We start from the raw sequence: 25,085 nt of genomic DNA on the forward strand, positions 1-25,085 counted from the left end.
CCGGCTCCCCGGCTAACCTAATCTATCGCTTATAATCGTTCGCCCCGGCTCATTGCCGTCACGCCCGTTTTAGCCATTTCAAGCACCCCGTAGGGTTTCATAATATCAATAAAGCCGCGTAGTTTTTCTTCATCCCCCGTCAGTTCAATGATGAGTGACGTTGGTGCCACATCGAGCACATTGCCGCGATAAATATTAGCAATCTGCACAATTTGTGAACGGGTCTGGTCGTCAGCTTTTACTTTAATCAGCATCAGCTCGCGTCGTACCACATCGGTCTTGGGGAATACTTTCACTTTAACTACGTCGATAATTTTATAAATCTGTTTTTGGATTTGATCCAATGTATCCGAATCGGCATCCACCGTAAGAGTCATACGGGCATAGCCCGGTTGAACCGTTACACCGGAAGTCATTTTTTTCACGGAATAGCCGCGCCGGTTAAAAAGCGCCAGCACGCGAGCGCCGATGCCGGATGTGTTTTTAGTTATCACCAGAATTTGATGCTCATTCGACATCGTCAGCCACCCCTTCCTTACCGCGCATATCCGCTACCGTCATACCGGCCGGAATCATAGGATACACATTTTCTTCGCGCGCTACCACGCATTCAATGAGCACGCCATCGTCCGCATCAAGCGCCGCTTTTAACTTTGCTTTTAAGTCCGCCGCACCTTCAATTTTGACGCTGCGTACACCATAAGCGGTTGCCAACGTCTGAAAATCCGGATTACAAGATAAGTCAACGTAGGAATAACGCTTATCGTTAAAAAGCTCTTGCCACTGCCGCACCATGCCCAAATAGGAATTATTAAGGAGTACGATTTTCACCGGCAATTTATACTGATTAATGAGCATTAATTCATGCGCCGTCATCTGAAAACCGCCATCGCCTACAACAAGGACCACTTTGCTCTTTGGCATCCCCACTTGCGCCCCGATGGCAGCCGGTAAGCCGAAACCCATCGTACCGGCGCCGCCGGATGTAACGATACTGTTCGGTTTCCGATAGGTAAAATACTGAGCAGCCCACATTTGATGTTGCCCCACATCGGTGACGATAACCGCATCACCTTGAAGCAATTCATTAAGTGTTTTTAACACTTGCTGCGGTGGCAAAGTACCGTCTGGTTGTTCATTATAACGCAACGCATATTGTTCTTGCCAAGCCTTAATCTGTGTGAGCCAAGCCTCATGAGCGGCCACCTTAGCCTCGTCTTCGCCGATTTTCAGCTCCTTATTCAACGCCTGTAAAACCTGTTTTACATCACCTACAATCGGCACATCCACCTTACGGTTTTTCTCAATTTCCGCCGGGTCGATGTCGATGTGAATAATGGTAGCGTTTTTGCAAAACGCTTCCGGATTACCGGCGATGCGGTCATCGAAGCGAATCCCTGCGGCCAAAACTACATCAGCTTCATCAGTAGCGAAGTTTGCAGCTGCCGTTCCGTGCATGCCGAGCATCCCCAAGAATAACTCATGATCCCCCGGAAAAGATCCCAAGCCAAGCAATGTATTCGTCACCGGAATTTGGGCTTTTGCAGCCAGTTCAAAAAGTTCTGCCGAAGCACGACCTTTTAAGACACCGGCGCCGGCAATAATCAACGGGCGCTTCGCATTTTTCAAGACCTTGGCCGCTTTTTTTATCTGCTTAGGATGGCCTTTATAATTCGGTTCATAGCCTTCGAGAGCAAAGGGCTCTTCATAAAGCTTATCGAATTCGTCTCGCGTAATCTCTTTTAGCTGCACGTCTTTCGGAATATCTACGAGCACCGGACCCGGCCGCCCCGTCGTCGCGATATAATAGGCTTCGCGCAGGATGCGAGGCAAATCGTAAATCGATTTTACGAGGTAATTATTTTTCGTAATCGGCATCGTAATCCCCACAACGTCGGACTCTTGGAACGCATCTTTACCGAGTAAAGCACAACCGACCTGGCCTGTAATAGCCAGCACCGGCACGGAATCCATATGGGCCGTCATAAGACCGGTCACCAAATTAGTCGCCCCCGGCCCCGATGTCGCAAGGCACACACCGCATTTACCGGTAGCTCTGGCGTAACCATCGGCCTCATGTGCCGCCCCTTGTTCGTGGCGGGCAAAATAATGGTTCAGCTTCGGGTATTTATAGATTTCATCGTAAATCGGGATAACGGCGCCGCCGGGATACCCGAAAAAATCGGTCACTCCCATGCGATGAAGCGTTTCCAATACGATGCGCGCCCCGTTTATCATGGCGTCCCCCATTCGCTCACATCCTCTCTCTGTTTTCTCAAAACAGTACTTTTTCTTTTAGATTTCTAAAATATTTCTCTCAAATTTTTCTCATCGTTTGCTTGTCTTTGCAAGCCATCACTTCGAACGTTTTCTCAGATTTTAACTAATACTGTTTAATTCTTTTTTGATTTACTGCAACCTATTTTAATTGTTTCGTATAACTAATTTTTCATGACTAATTCTTTAAAAATAACTAAATCTGTTAACGTTCGTTTATTTCGCTCGTATTGATACGGCGAATTGTGTAACCCTTTTTAGCAAACTCTTCGGTAATGCGGCGAATATGTTCTTCACCGTTAGTTTCTACCGTTACCTGTAATTCTACTTCGTGGAAACGATCCAAGTTTTTGAACTGATTATGTTCCAGTTTAATAACATTGGCATTTTGACCGGCCAGAATTTCCGATACCGCTACCAGTTGGCCCGGTTTGTCCGGCAAGTTTACGGAGAAGGTAAAAATTCGTCCCCGCAATACCAAGCCTTTATTAATCATGGAGGCGATGGTCAATACATCGATGTTCCCGCCGCTTAATATAGATACTACCTTTTTGCCTTTTTCCTTTAGTTTCTTTAACCCCGCGACGGATAAAAGTCCTGCATTTTCACCGACGATTTTATGTTTTTCCGCAAGCAACAAGAAGGCTTCCATCAATTCGTAATCGGATACGGTGACGATTTCATCGACATATTCTTTAATATACTTCAAGGTCACATTGCCGATCTGCTTAACCGCCGCCCCATCAGCAATCGTGCTGACACTGTCGAGCACTACCGGTTTATCTGCTTTTAATGCAGCTACCGCACTGGCCGCGCCTTCCGGTTCGACACCGACCACTTTAATGGACGGATTTTTTAATTTGGCCGCTGCCGCTACGCCTGCAACTAAGCCGCCACCACCGATTGGCACAAGCAAGATATCCGCATCCGGCAATTCTTCAAGCACTTCCAAAGCAATTGTCCCCTGACCTTCGATGACGTCTTCATCATTGAAAGGATGTACAAACACATAGCCGTTTTCCTCTTGTAAGCGAACCGCTTCGGCATAGGCTTCATCATATACTTCACCGGCCAGCACAACTTCGGCACCATATTGCCGAGTTGCTTCAATCTTGATGAGCGGGCTTGGCTTCGGCATTACGATAACTGCTTTAGTACCTAATCGTTGAGCCCCGAGCGCCACGCCTTGTGCGTGATTGCCGGCGGAGGAAGCAATAACGCCACGCGCTTTTTCATCCTTCGTAAGCTTAGCAATCTTGTTGTACGCCCCTCTTAATTTGAAGGAACCGGTCCGTTGTAAATTCTCCGGTTTAATATACACATCATTGCCCGATTCATCTGAAAATACCGTGCTGTGTATTAGCTTTGTTTTGACCGTTACCGTCTGCAAACGCTCTCTTGCTTCTATAAAATCATACAGTGTTAACATCCTACCCATCCTTTTTTGCTCAAATCTCTCTATGCTAAGGTTTCTCACGCCTCATTTAATGTTCTCTCTCGATTTTTTCTCGCTATGGCTAAGGTTTCTCAAGTCTTAGTCAAAACTCTCTCAATGTCTCTATATAAAAGGTCTCTCACACCTTATAAAATGTTCTCTCTCATCGTTTCTCTATATCGGCCAGGTCTCTCAGGTCTTGCCGATTAACGCGCCTTTTTAGCAGCTTCCCCGGTTATTAAACGCTTAATATTTTTCAATAGCTCCTTCGGCTGCCGACGATACGAATGTAGCATACTTTTTCAAGTAACCCGTAGCACCGGAATCATGAGGCTTTAGATTGGCTCTTCGTTTTGCCATTTCTTCTTCCGTCAAACGCACCGACAAGCTGCGGTTTGGAATGTCGATGTCAATCACATCGCCTTCCTGCACCAGTGCCAACGGCCCCCCGGCCGCCGCTTCCGGTGAAATATGACCGATGGAAGCGCCTCGGGTAGCGCCCGAGAAGCGTCCGTCCGTAATAAGTGCCACATCCTTACCAAGGCCCATACCGGTAATCGTGGATGTGGGGGTCAACATTTCCGGCATCCCCGGTCCACCTTTCGGACCGGCGTAACGGATAACCACCACATCACCTTTCTTAATTTGATTCGATGTAATGGCTTCACAAGCCGCTTCTTCCGAATCAAATACTCTGGCCGGACCACTGTGTACCAACATTTCCGGATTCACTGCACCGGCTTTAACTACCGAACCGTCCGGCGCCAAATTACCTTTCAGAACCGCAATACCACCGGTTTCATAAACCGGATTGGACCACGGATGGACTACATCTTCATCCAGCACTTTAGCTACTTTAGCAAGTTCCCCTTGTGTAACCAAAGTTACGGATTTGGCATCTTCGTGTAACTTGCCCGCTTCCTGTAAACGATGAAGTACGGCGGGAATACCGCCCGCTGCATACAAGTCTTCAATGAAGTACGAACCGGATGGTGATAATTTTGCCAGCTGCGGTGTAACTTCAGCGAGTCGGTTAAAATCATCCAAGCTTAGTTTTACACCCGCCTCATGGGCTACTGCCGGTAAATGTAAGGCCGTGTTCGTCGAACCGCCAAGCACCATGTCGACAGCGACGGCGTTTTCAAAAGCGTCCTTGGTAAGTACATCCCGCGGTCTTAAATCCGCTTTCAAAACCTCCATCACTTGAAGTCCTGCCCGCTTAGCCAATCTTAGTCGTTCCGAGTATACCGCCGGTATCGTACCGTTCCCCGGAAGAGCCATGCCCAAAGCTTCGGTGAGGCAGTTCATGGTGTTCGCCGTGTACATCCCGGAGCAGGAGCCGCAAGTCGGACAAGCTGTATCTTCGAGCTGTGCTAATTCCGCCTCGCTCATGAGCCCTGCTTCTACCTTGCCTACCGCTTCGAATACATCGCTGAGGCCTACCCGTTTGCCTTGATGTCGCCCGGCGAGCATCGCTCCGCCGCTGACGAAAACACTTGGCAGATTCAATCTGGCTGCCGCCATCAACATGCCCGGTACGATCTTGTCGCAGTTCGGAATGAACACGAGCCCGTCAAACGGTGTAGCCATGGCCGTTGCTTCAATCGAGTCGGCTACGATTTGGCGTGTCACCAGCGAGTACTTCATGCCGATGTGATTCATGGCCGTGCCATCGCAAATCCCGATAGTGTTGAACTCCATGGGAATGCCGCCGGCTTCGCGAATCCCGTCTTTCACAGCCTGCACCAGGTTGCGTAGATGCATGTGCCCCGGAATAATTTCGTTGAACGAATTGGCGATGCCGATGACCGGTTTACCGATTTCTTCGTTCACAAATCCCAAGGCCTTCAACAATGACCGATGCGGCGCTCTGGCCACTCCTTTTGAAAAATTATCACTTCGCATGTTTCTCGCTCCTTTTCCTAATCGAATAACTTGCAAGGCCTTCGCCTGTAGTTTAAGTTCTTGGTACTTAATAAATTTTAACGATGTCACTTCATAATTGCCATTCAATTTTCGGCACTTCTTGAAATATCGTGTTAGTAATAAAAAAAGACGATTCCGAAGAATCGTCTTAAAAATATCCGGCTAAATGTTCTCTTGTCTCTCACAAATATACGAAATACAGTATACGGTTTATGGCCCAAGCTCTTTATTAGCTTGCCTTCCCTTGCATCAAGGGGAGCTCAGGGCCATGATTTGTGGAAACTTTTAAGACGATGTCTGTTAAGTTTTGTTCACGGCTAATGACGATAATAATGTCAATAATAATGAGCAAGCTAATAATGAGCACGACTAAACCTAACATAACATTGTCCTCCTTTCCACAGTATTTTATGTGCCTTGGCACGTAACTTAAATCGATATCTGAAAATTCCAACGACCAACTGTCCACTGACCTTGTATCGTTGTTCATTATATTAGCACTTCATTTTTAAAATTGCAAGTACTAATTTTCAATTTTTTTAAAATAATAGACAAAAATCCATACCTAATAAACAATACAAAAATGCGCCACGAGCATACATACTCATGGCGCACCATAACTTAGCTTTTATTTAATTATTGAGCTTCCTGAGGCGACTCCGTAGCCTCACGGTTACCGTTAAGCAAGACGCTATGCTTGCGGCCGTAGCCCATGTAAACCAAAAAGCCTAAAATACTCCAACCCACAAAGAGCTCTATAGTATGAGCCGATAATTGTGAGAATACAAAGAGGCAGAAAATGATAGCCAGCGGTGCTACCACATACACGGCAGGGCAACGAAAATCGCGTTTCACATCCGGATATACCCGACGTAACACCATAACCCCGAGAGCCGAACACATGAAGGCAAACAAGGTACCGGCCGAACACATTTCAGCTACAATATGAATCGGCGTGAAGCCCGCAATCAATGAAACCACCACACCTACAATCATCGTAATAATGTGGGGCGTGTGAAACTTTTTATGAATGCGACATAAGCTGCGCGGAATCAAACCGTCACGACTCATGGCGTAAAAAGCACGGGTCTGCGCATAGATCATAACCAAGAGCACCGTGGACAAACCACAAAGCGCACCGGTCCCGACAATGGCCGAACCGGCTCGCATGCCTACATATTCAAGTACGTAGGACGCCGGTGCCGCCGTATCAAGCTGTTGATACGGTACCACGCCGGTCATGACAATGCTGACCGCAATGTATAAAACCGTGCAGATAAGCAGTGAAGCAATAATGCCCACCGGCATATCCACTTTAGGATTCTTTGTTTCTTCCGCCGCCGTCGCAATGGAGTCAACCCCGAGATAGGCAAAGAATAAAATGCCCGTACCGGCTGCGACGCCTTGCCAACCGTATGGTAAAAACGGCTCCCAATTAATCGGGTCCACATGAGGGGCCGCCAAGAAAAGGAACAAGAAAATCGTACCCACTTTGATTAAAACCAGTATGCGATTAACTCGCGCACTTTCACGAATCCCCAGAACCAAGAGCCCGGTAACGAACAGCACCACCAACATGGCCGGCAAATTCACAATGCCCCCTTCATAGGGAACCGCCGTTAAAGCCTTCGGCAAATCGATACCCGCTGCATGCAAGATGCCCACGAGATATGCCGACCAACCGCCGGCTACCGCACTGGCTCCGACCGAGTATTCAAGGACCAAGCCCCAGCCGACCCACCAGCCGAAGAATTCGCCCAGGGACGCATAGGTGTAGGTGTAAGCACTGCCTGAAACCGGCAACATGGCCACCAGCTCCGCATAGGCCAAACATACAAAGGCACAAGTAACAGCTGCCAATACGAATGATAACATAAGGCCCGGTCCCGCATAATTGGCGGCTCCGATACCGGTAAGTACGAAAATACCCGTCCCGATAATAACGCCTAAACCTAATAGGGTAACATCCAAAGCGCTCAATGCTTTGGTTAATTTTTTCTCCGCCGCCGCTGCAGTCAAATCAGCCAACGGCTTCCTACGCAACGAAATCACAAAAATCCTCCTATACTACTTACGCTACTTGCCCGGCACTGGCCCTTATCACTTTGATAATCCATATCGCACAAATTGCATTACATACTATCAAGTTTATTAAACCGCACATTACCCAGGCTTTACCTAACTATTATACACTATTTACAAAGATAACCAAAACGATTCCACCGGAAGATTCTCTATGCCGCGCTAACTAATTTCCCTTGCAAAAATTACCGGCACACAAAAAAGGCAGCCCCAAGGACTGCCTTTTGTTGTTATTTCTAAATAATGACTCACGCATTATTCAATGATTATGCAGTTTTTTCTTCACCATTTACGGCCGATTTAGATACTAAAGCTTTATTGATAAAGCCTACCACAAAACCTACCACAGTAAACGGAATCCAGCCCATACCTACGTTATGGAACGGTACATAATTAGCAAACCATTCGCCGAACGCACCAAGGCTTACACCGGCTGTTTCAGCACCGCTGACAAAAGCGGCTACACATGTCAAACCGATAGTCCAAACATATACACATTGACGGCCTTGGAATGTGTTATTCAAGAATGCCAAAGCGATGATGGCAATGGTCAACGGATATAAGAACATCAACACCGGAATGGCAGCTACGATGATAGTTTTCAAACCATACATACCGATGAAGAACGATACAACGGTGAAAATTACGGCATAGGATTTATAACCGATAACCGGGAATACACGTTGGAAATATTTAGCACAAGATGTGATCAAACCGATACTGGTTGTCAAACAAGCTAATAATACGATAACGGCCAAAATTAAAGCACCGACACCACCGAAGAGGTATTTAGCACTTTCAGCCAATACAGGCGCACCTGTTTCCAAAATGCCGAGTTGCTGTACGCTGGTAGCCCCCAAATTAGCTACGAAAATGTATACAAAACCAAGGCAAGCAACGGCGATGATGCCCGCTTTAAAAGTAGCACTGGTTACTTCTTCTTTCGTTTGGGCACCGGACAATTTTACAAAGTCGATAACAAGAATAGCAAATACCAAGGAAGCCAACGCATCCATTGTGTTATAGCCGTCAAGGATACCTTGAACAACGGCAACACCTGCGGTAGCATAGGATTCAGTCGGATTCATATAAGAACCCATTGGTGTAACCAAAGATTTTACGATCAAAGCACAGATACTGATTAACAATAATGGCGTCAACACTTTACCGATACGGTCTACCAATTTGGCAGGGTTAATAGATAACCAAAGAGATATTACGAAGAATACTACCAAGAAAATAGTCTGTGACATATCATTGCCGCCACCGGCTAAGAACGGGCGAACAGCAATTTCATAAGATACGGTGCCGGTACGCGGAATAGCGAAGGCAGGTCCGATAGTTAAATATAATAATACCGTGAAAAGGAATCCATATAATGGATGAACTCGGCCGGCCAATGCCTGTAAGTCTTTAGCACCGGAATAACCCATAGCCATAACACCGAGGAGCGGCAAGCCTACACCTGTCACAATGAAGCCTAAGACAGCCCACCACACATTAACCCCGGCCTGTTGTCCTAATGACGCCGGGAAAATCAGATTGCCCGCACCAAAAAACAATGCGAACAACATCAAGCCTATAGCTATATAAGCTCGATTACTCAACTTTACATTTTCAGTATTCATAAGTCCCCATCCTCTCTCAATTAAAATAGGTTTGCAATAGATTATACAACGTTTTTACATATTGTACAAATGTATTTTAAAAATTTTTTCCGGTTTATTTATTACTTTTTCGCATAAATTTATATCAAATATCATACTCTTATCAAAAAAGCCGAATCATAAATTCCCCAGAAAGCCCATTTTAACTGAACAATATGTGTAATCATCATTTTATAATAAAGTTGACAATTCTCATTCAACTTCTAAAAACTCATCATTTTATTTTGTAAATGGAGACAGTTCTATCCTATAGAGGCGTAATATCCACTTTTACGTCATAAAAAGTACTACCTTCTGCATAATCGGTCAGTCTCGATGAGGTTAACGCATTAATGCTGTTTCGAGGATCCGAAGAGTAGCGTTGCCACCAAACACCATAAGAAACTACCGTTTTAGGGCTAATCCCTTCATCCAAATATACCGGCATCTGTAGGGTCCCTTGCTCATTATGAAGGCGTACCAAATCACCTTCAACAACGCCGAGTCTTTCCGCATCTATCGGATTAAGCCACGCCCCCATCATCGGTTTCGACGTATCAAAGACCCGTTCATTGAACGACGAGTCAAGGATTCGTAAATCCGGCGCATTAATAAGGGCGAACTCGCCTTTGGCCACCGTATCACTGTGCGACTCCACATAGCGCGGCAACGGCTCAGCTAATACAGTATTCAAGATTTCAATCTTGCGGGACGCCGTTTTGAAATTCATTTTGTAATCGCTTGGCACCGGCATTTCCACCGGTTCGCCTTGTAGTAATTTTTCTTTCAATTCCGCCGGTACATTAACAGCCGCATCAAGCGTATCATGAATTAAATCTAAAGCTGTTTTGTCAAAAAACGGATCCGTAATCCCCATTGCTTTAGCGATTAGGCGAATCGTGTCCCAGTTCGACTTACTTTCACCAATCGGTTCAATTGCTTTATAACCGATTCCGCTCGTATAGTGACCGTAGGAATTATAAATATCATCCGCTTCCACCGACGAAGTCGCGGGCAACACGATATCCGCATATTTAGCCGTGTCAGTCAAAAATCGCTCATGCACGACAGTAAATAAATCTTCACGAGCCAGTCCGCGGCGCACCACATTCTGGTCCGGCGCCGTAATGGCCGGGTTTGATGAATAAATATAAAGGCAGCGAATAGGCTCTTCTTGTTGAGTCAATATTTCGCCTAATTTAACCATCGGTATCATCGGCACGACCTTACCGGCATGAACATCCCAAGACATAATTTTGTCATTAACGTAAAAACTGCCTTTTGCATCGCTCAAAAGGCCACCGCCCAACGTTTCATAGGCTCCGACCACGGCCGGTAAACATGTAATGGCACGAACGGTCATGGCTCCGTTGCCATAGCGGGATAGCCCGCTACCCAAGCGGATAAACGGAGCTTTCGCTCTGCCGTAAGCATGCGCCAATGCTTTGATTTGTGCTACCGGTACGCCTGTAATGGCGGATACCTTCGCCGGCGTGTATGCAGGTAGTGATTCTTTCGCCAATTCATCAAAACCGATAACATGGTCCGCTATAAACTGACGATTCACCAAATTATCCCGTTCTAAAATATGAAGAATCCCTAGCGCCAAGGCACCGTCTGTCCCCGGTTTGGTAATGATTACTTCATCGGCTTGGGCACAAGTGGTGGTTTTGTAAATATCGATAACCCATACTTTGGCGCCCCGTGCTTTCGCTGCCTTCACATCATGCATAATGTGGATTTCTGTAGCCAACGCGTTCAGACTCCAAAGAATAACAAGATCACTGTGACTCATTTCCTGTGGGCGCGTTCCGAATGTATCACCCATAACCATATTCCACCCGTATGTTTTGGCCGGTGAGCATATCCCCCGATTATGTCGCACTGCCCCCAAACGGGCAAACAGCGGAAAAGCAGCGGCTTTTTGAATAAGCCCCATAGTTCCTGCATAGGAATAAGGCATGATACTCCGGCCACCGTATTTTTGAAGGCTATCCTTAAAACGAGCAGCAATCGTTGCCACTGCTTCTTCCCAAGTAATGGGTTCAAACTCACCACTGCCTTTCGGACCGACACGTTTTAACGGTGTCCGCAAGCGTTCCGGTGAGTGAATTGTGTCTTCATAATGCACCATTTTAGGGCATAAAGTACCGCGCGTAAACGCATGATCCGGATTGCCCTTTACACTTAATACGGTATTATTCTCTACCGTTAATACCAAACCACACGCATCGGGGCAGTCATACGGGCACACAGCATTGATTTCTCGTTTACTCATAAAGCGCTCTCCTTTTCATGTTAATTTTTTCCTCAAATTATAGTTCTCCACTATAATCTCAAGCTAAGGTTTTATTTTAATGTATCTACTCACCATTGTAAACCCCTTATATTGAATCAGTTGTTGCATATATCACTAGCATGCATTCTTTTGATTCCTGATTCAACAAAAAACAGCCCGCACGTTACCGTGCGAGCTGCTCTTCTTCTTACTGCTTAATAGGCTCTGCCCTTCCTATTAAACTGCACAATATCATCATTGCGCTATATGTGCTAGGTGCATTATTTACTGAGAGTCAAGGGACTCCTATTAATAGGGCTCAATGGCCGTCTATTAATAGTTACCGGTGAACATATCGCCGGCTACAGGTGGTTTGTAGTCGCCGAAGTATTTGCTGAAGTCAAGACCTAAGTACTGGCAAAGTTCATAAACTTCAGTCATAGTTTTGTCGATTACAGGGATACCGTTTTCTTCACGGTCTTTAACTGCTTCAACTTCTTTTTCACCATGAGTGTAAATACGTGCTTCACCTTCAGCTTTAGGAGCTTCACGAAGTTCAGTTAAGAAAGTGGAGAAATGTTTTTTGATAGCGTCAGCATCGCCGAAGAATGCAGGGTTAATAGCCATGAAGCCGTGGCAAATGTTGGATTTGCCGTCTTTCATGCAGTGGTTGGAAGTGCCGCCCATGGAAAGGATAGCTGCGAACAATTCAACAACCATACCGTTACCATAACCTTTATGGGAACCTAATTGTTCAGTGTTACCGCCAAGTGGCATGATACCGCCGCCTACGTGAGCGGAGATGTTTTTCAATACATCAGCTGCGTCAGTGGATGGGTTACCATCTTTATTCAATGCCCAGCCATCAGGTAATTGTTTACCTAATTTATTGTACATTTCCAATTTACCACGAGTTACTACTGTAGTAGAAGCGTCGAAGAAGAAGTTGTAAGGTTCAGCAGGAGCTGCCCAAGCTTGTGGGTTGGAACCCAACATAGCTTTACGAGCATATGTAGGAACCATGATAGCTTCGGAGTTAGTGCAGGAGAAGCCGATTAAGCCTTCTTCTACTGCCATGTTAGCGTAGTAACCGGCAATACCGTAGTGGTTGGAGTTACGTGCAGAAACGATACCTACACCGGATTCTTTAGCTTTTTTAATAGCTAATTCCATTGCATAGTGACCAATCAATTGGCCCATGCCGTCATGACCGTCGATAACTGCGGATACTGGAGTTTCGAAAACAACTTCAGGTTGAGCGTCAACTTTGATTGTACCTTTTTCGATACCTTTGTGGTAACGAACAAGACGCTGCATACCATGACTCTGAATGCCGTACATATCGGACATCAACAATACGTCACGAATAATTTTAGAATCTTTTTCAGAGAAACCAAATTTCATGAAAGCATCTAATAAAAGTTGGTCAAGTTGTTCATACTTAAATTTTACTACGTTTCCCATTTGTCTAATCCTCTTTTCCGAAAACATATACCTGGAACAAGCTCTTCAAGAAATCCTTAATCCTAATTACTGACGTTTTTTGGTCCCCTTCTCAAATTGCTTATTTCCTTTTAAAGACAAGTTCATTATAGCACAGGGTTTTTGATTGTTGAATACTCCGAAGCCCTAAAAACGTCCAAAAACCATTACTAAATCTGCATAGAAAAGGCGTTTTTGACGAATAATTGACGGTATGAGAGTCGATAACTGCTAGTTATCACTAGCTTTATCCATGAATGCGTTTTGATAATAGGAACGATGAATTTTTTAAAATTTTACGCTATTTTTTCTATAAATTTTCTGTTTTATTACTATATTTGTCTACTACAAAACGTATAAATCAAACATTTTTCATGTTTTTGGTCAAAATTCAAAATCCTATTTTAAGGCATTTCTTATGATTCACGGGAAATTTTTTAGTGTATTATTGCACTATATTGCATAAAAAAACGCCTGTCAAAGCATTCGCTTAACAGGCGTTCCGGTTAGAAAATTAATTAATACTATTCAAAGTTTGCTTTCGAAGCGGCTGTATTGTCGGTTTTTACCTTAGTATCAGTCTTAACTTTAGCTTTCTTGTCTTTCTTATCCGCTTTTGACTTATCGTCACCTTTTACCTTTTTGCTGTGCTTAGAGTCAATAGCCGCTTTTAAATCCTGTTCCATGGTCGCAGCTTTATCGACGGAACTTAACGTTACCAAAGAACTGCCGTTCATAAGAACTTGGTTGCCCTGAGCTACCGGGGTTCCTACATTATTATCGTGATAGTATCTTGCCAATTTGCCGGCCACCAAATAAGCACGCATGGCGCCCGTATATTGCCCGCTGGCCTCACCGGTATAAACAGGCTTTTTATTGACATAGACTACATCATCCGTAACACTTACATGTTTCCCGGAATAGTCCTCAATACGTTTCAAATGATCGAGAATACGCTGACTCATCTTCGGATGGTTATTGGGATTGACAATTTGCCCCAAACCATCGGTGTACAAATCGCCGTATTTATCGCGCAGAACCGCCATAGCCACAGCGGCGGCACCTACGTTATAGCCTGCATCGGCCAATAGTTTAAAGCCCCATTCATCAGCCGCTTTTTCTTGACTTACGCTGAATACCTGCTGGTTAACATAGTTACCCGCCACATTGCCGAGGAGCACACTAAGGCCGCCCGCATTCGCTGTAGCGGCACCAACTGCCGTCTGCAAGGCTACGCTTTTGCGAATGCCACGGATGGCATCCTTGTTTTCACCATGACCGATTTCATGCCCCACAACGGACGCAATCGCTGCATCATCCATCATATCCATGAGACCTTTATTGATGGACATGACACGGCCAAGACTCATAGCTGCATTAGCATCTTCTTCCGGTGTTACATATACTACATAGGTCCGCTTTACGTCAGGCGTATCGGTTAGACTTTCAAAAATCCGCTTAGCGCGATCCTGATAGGCATAGTTATTATAATATCCGGTGCTTTTCTGACGTTCTTCGAGCATTTGCTGCTGACCGTCATCAGTATCGTCAATACGGGATAATTCCGTATTGACCGTTACCATGGCCATTGTTCCGCCCAATAGTACATCAAATATACCGGCTGCTTCCGCTTTAAAGCCTGACAAACCGGTAAAACCGCTACCGCCGGCCAAGGTGATCCCAATAGCCGCCGCCAATACAGTTCGTCCCCAGCGTTTCATACAGTGCCTCCCTTACATCTCATCCGTACGCATAGTAATATCGCGGAATCTGGTGAATTCCCCTTGGAATAAGAGATTTACCGTGCCCAATGCGCCGTTACGATGTTTACGAATAATAACTTCCGTTACATCTTCCTGATTTTCATCTTTACTGTAATATTTGTCACGATATAAAAAGACTACAATGTCCGCATCCTGTTCCAACGAACCCGATTCACGGAGGTCACTCAAGACCGGTCGTTTATCGGTACGCGATTCAACACCGCGGCTAAGCTGCGACAAAGCAATCAAAGGTACGTCCATTTCACGGGCGATCAATTTAAGGTTTCGGGAAATTTCCGAAATCTCCTGTTGCCGGTTATCGCTATTACCGCCATTGCGCCCCGTCATGAGCTGCACATAGTCGACGATAATAAGATCCAAACCCTGTTCCACTTTCAAACGGCGCAGTTTGGAGCGCATCATTTGTACCGTAAGGCCCGGCGTATCATCAATATATAACTTGGATTCACCAAGTTGTTCCAATTGCCCGATAAGTTTCGGCCAATCTTCCTGTAAGAGGCGCCCCGTACGCAAACGGTCCGAAGGCACTTCCGTAGCGGAAGATAAAATACGACCTACCAATTGTTCGGCAGACATTTCCAAGGAGAAAAAAGCAACCGAACCTTTACCTTTTACGGCCACATTATAGGCCAAGTTCAAAGTGAACGCTGTTTTACCCATGGATGGACGAGCGGCCACCAAGATAAGGTCCGACCGTTGCAAGCCGTTAGTTATCTTATCCAAGTCTTTGAAGCCCGTCGAAATACCGGTCAAACTGTCACCATAGTTCTGTAATTCACCGATTCGTTTCATAACATTGGTCATTACATCACCAAGGCTGACAAAAGAAGTTTCCGCCTTCACCGCACCGGTTACATTCAAAATACTGCTTTCCGCATCATTTAAAATGTCCGGCACCGTTTTCTCCCCATTGTAGCTTTCACCGACGATGCGATTACCCGCATCAATGAGGCGACGCAAGGTTGATTTTTCAGCCACAATACGAGCATGCTCTTCCACATTAAAGGACGACATAGCGTCATTGGTGAGTTCCGCAATATAGTTAATGCCACCCACTTCGTCGAGTTTTTTCATGCGCGTTAATTCTTCTGTCAAAAGGACCATATCGACGCGACGATTACCGCGGCGCACGATATTTTCAATGGCTTCATAGATAATACGGTGCGCATCGCGATAAAAATCACTGCGACCTACAATACTGCTGACGGAATCATAGATATCATTCTCGGTTAAAAGAGCACCGAGAACAGCCTTCTCCGCCTCAATACTATGGGGCGGAATGCGCGCTTCCGCCATATTATGCCTCCACTAATTCAACTTTAATAGTCGTCGTAATTTCAGGATGTACGCGAATCAACACATCATGAACGCCCAAAGTTTTGAGTGGTTCTTTGAGTTCAATTTTCTTTTTATCAACGGCTACGTCGAATTGAGCGGCCAAAGCATCGGAAATATCTTTACCGGTAACGGAACCGAATACACGGCCCGCATCACCCATTTTTACCGGAATGCGTACTTCTACTTTAGCCAACTGGCTGGCCAAAATCTTCGCTTCATCAGCGTTTACTTGTTTCTTGTGAGCTGCCGAAGCTTGTTGTTGCTTAGCATTATTCAAGTTAGCCGGCGTACCTTCTAAAGCCTGGCCTTTTTTAATCAACACATTGCGGCCGTAACCTTCGCTGACCTCAATGATTTCACCTTTTTTACCTACTTTTTTTACATCTTCCAACAAAATTACTTTCATTCTGCTTTCTCCTCCTTCTTCATAGAAGCAAGCTGGCCTTTAGCTACACTTTTTACAGCTTCCACCGCTTCTTCCATGGTCATATCATATAGCTGGGCGCCGGCTACAGTACGATGACCACCACCGCCCAAGGCTTCCATAACAAGTTGAATATTCATAGCCCCTTGCGAACGGGCACTTACGCCAATGCCGCCATCCGACAAAGTATAGAGCACATAGCTGGCTTCGATACCTTCAATGGTGATAAGTTTATCCGCTGTCTGAGCCGACAGAATGGATGCATTCTGGATACCCGCCGGACAAGTGGTAATAGCCATGCCGTCAAAACGTTCCGCATCGGCCAACATTTTGGCCCGCAATTGGATGCTGTCAAAGCTTTCCATAAACAAATGGCGCACAATGGACAAATCCGCACCGGAACGGCGCAAGAAAGACGCCGCATCAAAAGTACGCGATCCCGTTTGTACCACAAAGTTCTTCGTATCTACTACGATACCGGCATATAACGCACTCGCTTCCACCACATTGAGTGAAATCGGGTCTACGAAATACTGAATTAATTCTGTTACCAGCTCACTGGTGGACGACGAAGCCGGTTCCAAATAAGTGAGCAACGGTTTTTCAATAAAGTCGGAAGCACGACGGTGATGGTCAATAACAACGCGACGTTTAGACTTCTGCAAGGCTTTTGGCGCCGCTACCATATCCGGTCGATGCACGTCCACTACAAATACGAGGGTTGTATCGGTTACAAAATCTTCAGCCGCTTGTGGCGTGATTAACAGACTTTCAAAACCCGGTTCGGTAGGGAATAAATCTGACAATTTCTTAATAGCCACAGTTTGATCACTTACAGCTACGTGAACGGATTTACCGGCCGCTCTAGCCATAGCGGCTACGCCGATGGCACCACCGATACTGTCATAATCTTCACGCTCATGGCCCATGACGATAACGTTATCGGCATCATCCATAAGTTCTTTAATGGCTTGTGCTACCACGCGAGCACGAACACGAGTATTCTTTTCGGCGCCTTGCGTTTTACCGCCGTAGAATTTCAATTCTTCGCCGATATATACGCTGGCCTGGTCGCCACCGCGGCCAAGAGCTAATTCGAGACCGGAACGAGCCCGTTCCGATTGTTCTTTAATCGTAGCCGCACCGGCAGCAATACCAATACTGATAGTAGCCGGAATACGACGGCTGGTCGGAATATTATGAACCTTCGCCAAAAGCGGGAAGTTTTGTTCAATCATATTCATTAACGCTTTTTTAGAAATACAGAAGATGTACGAATCATCTGCATAGTTGCGGACAAAACCATCGTAACGGTCAATTTCTTCTACGATAGCATTATTAATTTCCGCCCAAAGGTTAGTGTACTCAACGTCACTGAGACCTTTCGTCACATCTTCGATGTTATCCATCATGAGGAACCCGAATACCGGTGCCATCGCTTCCGCTTCATGGCGCAATTGTTCCGATTCGGTTACATCGTCAAAGTAGAACGCCATATATGATTCCACTTCGGAATCAGGCGCCCCTTTATAATCCGTGCCATCAATGAATTTATAGATAACACGATAATATTTATTTTCAATTTTTTCATTAAAATAGCCGGACTTGCCCCAGATTTTATCGAGGCGTAAACTCGGAATAAAACCGTTAAGGCGTTGTGTTTTATCCGGATCTTGCGGCATCCAATCACGGAACACGCTATTATACCAGCAAACACGAGCCTTACTGTCAATAATAACTATTGCTGTCGGCAAGTTCTGCAAAGCAAAATTCGACGCTTGGGTAATCCCCTTCGCAATCGTATTAAATTGCTCATACCGTTGCTGTCGTTGTTTACACACCGCTCGGCTGCTGTATAAATAGGCCACAACGACAAACAAAAGGCCAAATAGCGCCATCTGCCAGTTAAGCCAGGCAATCACTAATAGTAAAACGATGATAACAACGAAGGCGGTTTTTTCAAAGGCTCCAAAAAAACCTTCATTCCCATTCATAAGATCGCTCCCTACTTTTTCTCTTTACTCATCGCCGATTCGTCTCGACAGACGACGACGTAAATTTAAAATTAAATCTAAAATGCCAATCCACATCGTGGCGAATTGCATTAACAAAGTAATAAATATCAAAACTAAACGGATGCCGTTCGACAATCCATAGCTTTTAAAAATAGTCCACAAACAACCGATACCCTGCAGTACCAACATGTACGATCCCAACGCGTACATATTATAAGCCACGATATTAATGGCTTCCGATTGCAGTTCGTTGCCCCAATACGTCAACAGCACTCCGAGGGCAAACATGTATAAGGTCCACTGCGGTACACGCCACTCTTCAAGGGGCGGTAAGGTTACGCCTTCACCACCGGTGCGGCGCATGATAATATTCGCTACGGCGCAAATGAAGTAACTAATAACTACGGACGACATAAATAGAGCGGCCAAAAGCACATAGGCCATTTGCTTAAGCATGGCCTGTACGCTGGTCATCATGGCAGTCACTTGTTCATCCATCAGTCCTTGTTCACGATAAGCATTTTCCATTTCGGTCAACGCTTCCTGCTGAAAATTTTGCCACATTGTCACAATATCCATTTGCATCACATATTGCGCAATCATAAGCTGTATACCGATGGTAACCATCATTGTTACTGCCGGCAATACCAAAAGCCGACTGGTCGACCAGCGATGTATATAACCATAGGCCAGGACAATACCGGGTATACCCGATGTCATCACTTGCATGAGTGCCCCTAACGGTGTCAATACAACCGACATAACCAGCCCCATCGTAACGGTCGCCAAAATACTCCACCGAACACCATGGCGAGCGCCCAACACCACAAGTACGGCGGGCATCAAGATGGAAGCAAGGAAGCCCATAAACGGTACCGTTACTCCCACAAAGGTAAATACCATAATAAGAGCCGTCAAAAATCCTGTTTCCACTACGGCTCGCGTATCTGTATATCTCATAAATTACTCCTGACAAAATAGACGTATGACCGAGGTCATACGCCTATTATAACATTTTGTATTGTTTTTGAATATCATTAACCACAAAATCACAAATTACGACCTATATAGGAGGGTAAATTACCACTTATAAACAAGCTTGAATTTACCGCATCACTCAACCGGTACGACTTATACGTCTTGGATAATCGGTAAAATCATCGGACGACGACGAGTCTTTTCATACAAGAATTTACCCAAAGTATCGCGTACTTGAGATTTAATGGTAGCCCAATCTTTCATCTGACTGGCTTCGCATTTTTCAATCACTTGTTCAATGCGTTTTTGCGCTTCGTTCATAAGATCTTCCGCATCACGCACATATACGAAACCGCGCGATACGATATCAGGACCGGCTACAATCTGGCCGCTGGCACGGTCCATGGCCATAACTACGATAACCATACCTTCCTGCGCCAATTGCTGACGATCGCGAATTACGATATTGCCAACGTCGCCAACACCGAGACCGTCAACGAATACCTTGCCGGCCGTAACGTGACCGCCTTTGCGGCCTGTACGACTGGTGAATTCAAAGATCTGCCCATTGTCGCCTACAAGCACGTGATTTGGTTTCACAATGCCCATGGATACAGCAAGTTCACCATGTTTCTTCAACATGCGATACTCACCGTGTACCGGAATGAAGAATTTAGGACGAACCAAGTTGAGCATGGTTTTCAAATCTTCTTGGCTGCCATGACCGGATACGTGAATGCCGCGGTCACGACCATAAATTACATCCGCACCTAAGCGCAATAGATTATCGATGGTACGACCAACCGCTGCTTCATTGCCCGGAATCGGCGTGGCGGAGATAATAATCGTATCATTCGGAGTAATTTCAATAGTACGATGATTATTGGTTGCCATACGGGATAAGCCCGCCATAGGTTCCCCCTGGCTGCCCGTCGTCAAAATCATGATTTCGTCATCACGGTAACGACCCATTTCATCAACATCAATCAAAGTTCCTTCCGGAATATTCAAGTAACCGCGTTCCTGAGCGATTTCCGTTACGTTAACCATACTGCGGCCCAACACGATAACTTTACGCTTGAAGGCAACTGCCGCATCAACAGCCTGCTGCAAACGAGATACGTTGGACGCGAAAGTAGCGAGTACTACACGGCCGCGAGCTTCCCCTACAGCACGAAGTAAAGCAGGTCCTACAGTGCTTTCAGATGGGGTAAATCCCGGTTTTTCCACATTAGTGGAGTCGGACATCAAAGCTAATACGCCTTTATTGCCCAGTTCCGCAAATTTATGAACGTCCATCAATTTACCGTCTACCGGCGTCTGGTCTACTTTGAAGTCACCGGTGTGAACAACAGTACCAACCGGCGTTTCAAAATAAACAGCACAAGCATCAGGAATAGAGTGGTTCGTCTGAATGAAACCTACTTTGAAAGAGCCTACACGAATTTCATCGCCCGCTTTTACAATATTGAGTTTTACGCCGCCCACTTTATTTTCTTTCAACTTGCCTTCAATTAAACCGCAAACAAGGTTTGTAGCATATACCGGCACATTGATTTCTTTCAAGAGGTACGCCAAGGAACCGATATGGTCTTCATGACCGTGAGTGATAACTACGGCACGTACTTTATCTTGGTTTTCAATCAAATAACTCATGTCAGGGATGACAATATCAACGCCCGGCATATCGTTTTCAGGGAAAGCAAGGCCTGCATCCAATACGATAATATCATCGCCATATTGGAATACGGTCATGTTCTTACCGATTTCACCGAGACCACCCAATGGAATAATCATGAGCTTATCTTTTTTGCTTGAATGATGTTGATGATCCGCATGTGCATCACCATTGCTGTGGGATGTGTGACGACCATTAGTATTGGCACGTTCGCCGGTATTTTTTTCATTGCGATTGTTATAACGTGTAGAGTTGGTACGATTATTCGTACGGTTGTTGGTACGAGCCGGTTTAGCTGTGCCTTCTGCATTAGCCGCAACATTGGCAGAATTTGTGTTCTTACGACGCGGTGCGGACTGTTTAGTGCCTTCGCCGGATGCATTCGATGTACGGCGCGTGCTTGGCCGACGAGTTTCACCGCTATTGCGATTACTATTGGTACGACGCGTGGTTCGACGAGTGGTTTCGCCGCCTTGCTGTGCTTGATCGGCACCTGTCGTTTCAGTGGCCACCACATTTTTAGCTACCGCTGCTTTTTTCTCAGCCGCCGGTTTAGGCTCATTAGCAGTATTATTGCTTTGGCCTGTTAATTGGTTCAATAATTCTTTTAACATATATGTATTACTCCTCCTAAATTTTATATTTCCTTAAATATACCTTAATCATGTACGTCCGTCCGGAGTATACCTATTCTCCGATTTCCATTGCGGGATGTACGTAAAAAGATTCACTCGTTCATTATTAACTTGTCATCACATAAGCGTATGGATGCAACACAAAAGCAAGGACCGTTCTTTGTAAGACACGCCTCTTCGTCTGCATACTGCTTCTGTAAAGTTAAAGGGTAAAATGTGAAAAAACTGAGCGATTACACATATTGTGTACCTGAAAAAAGAGCCGAATTATGACTCTTTGCACATTATATTAACCCAAAGCCGAACAAATATCTTACGAATAGTATACCATAAGTCATATAAAACGAAAAGAACCCCCGACAATTTAATCGAAGGTTCTCTATATATAAAACTTTTTTATTCTATGTCTTTTACGTATACTAACCGGCGACTACATTAATTTTATACCCGCCAACACGTCATCCGTCCTTACATACTGGCATTAACACTCAATCGCAGCCTTGAACTGCTCGCGATACTGCTTGGCGCCGCCATTGGCGGGATGCCGCAGTGCATGAGCCGCAATGCCCTGCCGAGCCAAAATATCCGCCGACTTGCGCCCTACGGCACAAATAATCTGTCGGTCACCATTGTACTCTTCAAGCAAGGCCATTAAGTCCTTAGTAAACTGACCGCCGGTAACAATTTCTGTCTCCGTAGGCGTGCGATTCGTCAACGGCTGATTCGCTACATGGGGATGAAAAGGAAAAATATTCCACAATATAGCATCATAGGTAGAGATATTATTCTCCAAAAGAGCCGACCATACTACCGTATCCGTCGGTTCGTTAAACCCTTCCAAACGTTGTTTATTATTAAGCGACAATGGGCTGGCACGACTCGTCCGTTTGCCTATGCCGTCCGGCAAAATCATAGGGGGTTTCACTTCATTATGAAAACCGAGGAGCATGCGCTCACAAGTAATGGCAATACCGGAAAAGCGCCCACCCTGATAGCCTACGGCTTCAGCCACAATAAGATAACGGCTTTGTTTTAAGCGTGCTCTTAAATAACTCTCTAATTGCTCCCGTCGCCATTGAGGCGCCGCCTGCGATACATCGAGAACCGGATCGTAATCACGCCACGGATTAAATACCGTATCAGAGCCTTCATAAGCTACCAGTTTATCTATAAACCGACTAATTGAATCTTTCATAGAACCTCCTCTACGGCATTTACACGCATTCAACACACTTTTGACAAAGCATCTTTCCTGCTATAACAATTCAAATAAAACTCCGCCAATCAACATGGTTAACAAACTGATTGTTTACCGTGTTTCGTAAATAAATGTCTTATTTTCAACTCGCAGCAATTTCACCATTGGCGCTAACGAAGATTTTTCAAAATGTCCCCGATACTTCTCAGGCACAAGAATCAGCGCATGAAGCGCTACCGGATTATCAATCGGCATCGGTTCCGTCGGGTTTTTACCCATCGGCAAGCGGGTTGCTTGTCCCTTATCATTCGTTACACTTTGTAAAACTCGTGCTTCATTATTAAGGGCCGCCTGAAAACGCTCCGTCACTTCTTCTACTGATTGAGCAGGCATCTTGTTTTTACCTTCCCAAGCATTACTACGCACCTTATTTTTATTAGGCAGCACATCATCTTCAATTTTAGTGACTTCTTTATCTGTATAATACACGAGCGACGCACTATACTCACCATAATAATAGATATCGCCGTCATACTGAGCCACAATCGGTGCATAAGCTACTGATGAGCGCTGTTCCACCAGCGGTTGTACCCCTTCATGAATAACAAGCCCCGCAATGGCCATGGTCATAAAAGTAACTACTACCGGCAACATATAGCGTTTCTGGTTCCAATACATCAGGCCGGTCAAAATAAAACCGACCACAATCAGTACATACAACAAATACCAGAAGCCCCAAGGCACATAAAAACTTGCCACGCCCAAAACGAGCCACAAGAAGAAGGCCGGCCCCATAATGAGCCAAGACAACTTACGAGGGCGACCGGGACGCAATATTTTTACAACCCCAAAAGCACCTAAAAAGCTAAACGGTACCAAGCTGATAAATGTATACGTTGGGTATTTAGTGGCCATTAACGTATAGAATAATAATGTCCCCCACCCCATAATCATGGAATAAATATAGAACGGCTGTTTAAAACGCCAACCGTAATACATGCCGTATAATACGGCGCCCGTCCACGGCAACGAAGCCAACGGGAACATAACTAAGTAATACCACCAGTGATTAACTTCCGGATGCTCCGACTGGGTGGCGCGCACCACATTATGAAGCCCCAAGAAACCATCAATAAAATCTTGCCCGTGTGTCATGTACATATAGCCATACCAAGGCATAACGACAACTAAAAAAGCTAAAATACCTTGCCACGCTAAGATGTAACGGAGCATACGGCCCGAACGCATTACAGCGGCATATACTAAGAGCAAAATGCCCGGCAATACGAGTGCCACCGGTCCTTTGGTCAAAACACCGATGCCCGCAAAAAGGTATGCCCACACCATAAACAAGGTGCGGCGTTCCGTAAGCCCGCGATAAGCATAAGCCAAAGTGCCGATAGTCGCCCACAAGAGCACCATATCCGTTACGATGCCTCGCGCCAAAATCCAGAATTCAAGGGATGAACCGAGAATCATAGCACTCCACAGCGATACCAAACGACGGCCGGAAATGCTGCGCACTACCTGGTAGAAGAACCCTACCGACAAGGCCCCGAATAAAGCCCCCGGAAAACGAGCGGCAAAGTCGGAAAAGCCGAAAATTTTATAACTTAACGCAATAAGCCAATAAATCATTATAGGCTTATCATACCAATATTCATGATAAATCTGTGGCGATAACCAATCGCCTGACATGACCATTTCTTTAGCTGTCAATGCATAGTTCGACTCAACCGGATCGGTAATCGGCAAACTGCCATTGCCGATAGCAAACATGGCGAAGGCGATTAAGAAGCAAATGACGCTCAAGCGATGAAGTCGCATCTAATCCCTCCTTAGCGCTGTGTTGTATTATCCTGCACAGCATTGTCTTTCATTTCGGTTGTTGCCTCACCCGTAAGGTCTG

Annotated in this window: 17 protein-coding genes; all 17 read right to left on the bottom strand. The window is 45.4% G+C overall.

Translation table 11 applies throughout. From position 1 onward, the window contains the following. Positions 1-29: 29 nt before the first annotated feature. Complete coding sequence (gene ilvN / locus EO124_RS00570) at positions 30-518, bottom strand: acetolactate synthase small subunit (RefSeq protein ID WP_021842244.1); 489 nt, start codon at positions 516-518, stop codon at positions 30-32. After that, positions 508-2,250, bottom strand: a complete 1,743-nt coding sequence (ilvB, locus tag EO124_RS00575) for a biosynthetic-type acetolactate synthase large subunit (protein ID WP_127057862.1) — start codon at positions 2,248-2,250, stop codon at positions 508-510. Before ilvB ends, ilvN begins: the two co-directional genes overlap by 11 nt. Before the next feature lie 232 nt (positions 2,251-2,482). Then, positions 2,483-3,706, bottom strand: coding sequence for a threonine ammonia-lyase (ilvA, locus tag EO124_RS00580; protein ID WP_127057863.1), 1,224 nt, complete (start codon positions 3,704-3,706; stop codon positions 2,483-2,485). Between the two features lie 252 nt (positions 3,707-3,958). Next, positions 3,959-5,617: a dihydroxy-acid dehydratase gene (gene ilvD / locus EO124_RS00585; RefSeq protein WP_127057864.1), complete on the bottom strand. Its 1,659-nt coding sequence runs from the start codon at positions 5,615-5,617 to the stop codon at positions 3,959-3,961. Between the two features lie 250 nt (positions 5,618-5,867). Continuing rightward, positions 5,868-6,020 (bottom strand): hypothetical protein, encoded by a 153-nt coding sequence (locus tag EO124_RS10145; RefSeq protein ID WP_021842240.1) that lies wholly within the window; start codon positions 6,018-6,020, stop codon positions 5,868-5,870. A 254-nt stretch (positions 6,021-6,274) separates the two neighbouring features. After that, positions 6,275-7,690 (bottom strand): amino acid permease, encoded by a 1,416-nt coding sequence (locus EO124_RS00590; protein WP_127057865.1) that lies wholly within the window; start codon positions 7,688-7,690, stop codon positions 6,275-6,277. A gap of 296 nt (positions 7,691-7,986) precedes the next feature. Beyond that, positions 7,987-9,348 carry a branched-chain amino acid transport system II carrier protein gene (gene brnQ, locus EO124_RS00595; RefSeq protein WP_127057866.1) on the bottom strand — a complete coding sequence of 454 codons (1,362 nt, stop codon included), beginning with the start codon at positions 9,346-9,348 and terminating at the stop codon, positions 7,987-7,989. 286 nt (positions 9,349-9,634) lie between these two features. Beyond that, the gene (locus tag EO124_RS00600) at positions 9,635-11,644 is read right to left on the bottom strand and encodes a molybdopterin-containing oxidoreductase family protein (RefSeq protein ID WP_127057867.1); all 2,010 of its coding nucleotides are present in this window, start codon (positions 11,642-11,644) and stop codon (positions 9,635-9,637) included. Positions 11,645-11,977: 333 nt separating this feature from the next. After that, positions 11,978-13,117 (bottom strand): Ldh family oxidoreductase, encoded by a 1,140-nt coding sequence (locus EO124_RS00605; RefSeq protein WP_412192126.1) that lies wholly within the window; start codon positions 13,115-13,117, stop codon positions 11,978-11,980. Between the two features lie 533 nt (positions 13,118-13,650). Continuing rightward, positions 13,651-14,847 carry a M48 family metalloprotease gene (locus tag EO124_RS00610; protein ID WP_127057868.1) on the bottom strand — a complete coding sequence of 399 codons (1,197 nt, stop codon included), beginning with the start codon at positions 14,845-14,847 and terminating at the stop codon, positions 13,651-13,653. A 12-nt stretch (positions 14,848-14,859) separates the two neighbouring features. Beyond that, the gene (dnaB, locus tag EO124_RS00615; RefSeq protein ID WP_127057869.1) at positions 14,860-16,206 is read right to left on the bottom strand and encodes a replicative DNA helicase; all 1,347 of its coding nucleotides are present in this window, start codon (positions 16,204-16,206) and stop codon (positions 14,860-14,862) included. Position 16,207: 1 nt separating this feature from the next. Continuing rightward, the gene (rplI, locus tag EO124_RS00620) at positions 16,208-16,654 is read right to left on the bottom strand and encodes a 50S ribosomal protein L9 (RefSeq protein WP_021842069.1); all 447 of its coding nucleotides are present in this window, start codon (positions 16,652-16,654) and stop codon (positions 16,208-16,210) included. Then, positions 16,651-18,666: a DHH family phosphoesterase gene (locus tag EO124_RS00625; RefSeq protein ID WP_127057870.1), complete on the bottom strand. Its 2,016-nt coding sequence runs from the start codon at positions 18,664-18,666 to the stop codon at positions 16,651-16,653. Before EO124_RS00625 ends, rplI begins: the two co-directional genes overlap by 4 nt. A gap of 24 nt (positions 18,667-18,690) precedes the next feature. Next, positions 18,691-19,647, bottom strand: a complete 957-nt coding sequence (locus EO124_RS00630; RefSeq protein ID WP_127057871.1) for a YybS family protein — start codon at positions 19,645-19,647, stop codon at positions 18,691-18,693. A 171-nt stretch (positions 19,648-19,818) separates the two neighbouring features. Beyond that, positions 19,819-21,957: a ribonuclease J gene (locus EO124_RS00635; RefSeq protein ID WP_127057872.1), complete on the bottom strand. Its 2,139-nt coding sequence runs from the start codon at positions 21,955-21,957 to the stop codon at positions 19,819-19,821. Between the two features lie 502 nt (positions 21,958-22,459). Beyond that, complete coding sequence (locus EO124_RS00640) at positions 22,460-23,173, bottom strand: uracil-DNA glycosylase (protein WP_127057873.1); 714 nt, start codon at positions 23,171-23,173, stop codon at positions 22,460-22,462. A gap of 114 nt (positions 23,174-23,287) precedes the next feature. Continuing rightward, positions 23,288-25,003, bottom strand: a complete 1,716-nt coding sequence (locus EO124_RS00645) for an ArnT family glycosyltransferase (RefSeq protein ID WP_127057874.1) — start codon at positions 25,001-25,003, stop codon at positions 23,288-23,290. Between the last annotated feature and the right edge of the window lie 82 nt (positions 25,004-25,085).

The organism is Veillonella ratti, assembly GCF_003992115.1.
GTDB classification, from domain to species: domain Bacteria; phylum Bacillota; class Negativicutes; order Veillonellales; family Veillonellaceae; genus Veillonella_A; species Veillonella_A ratti.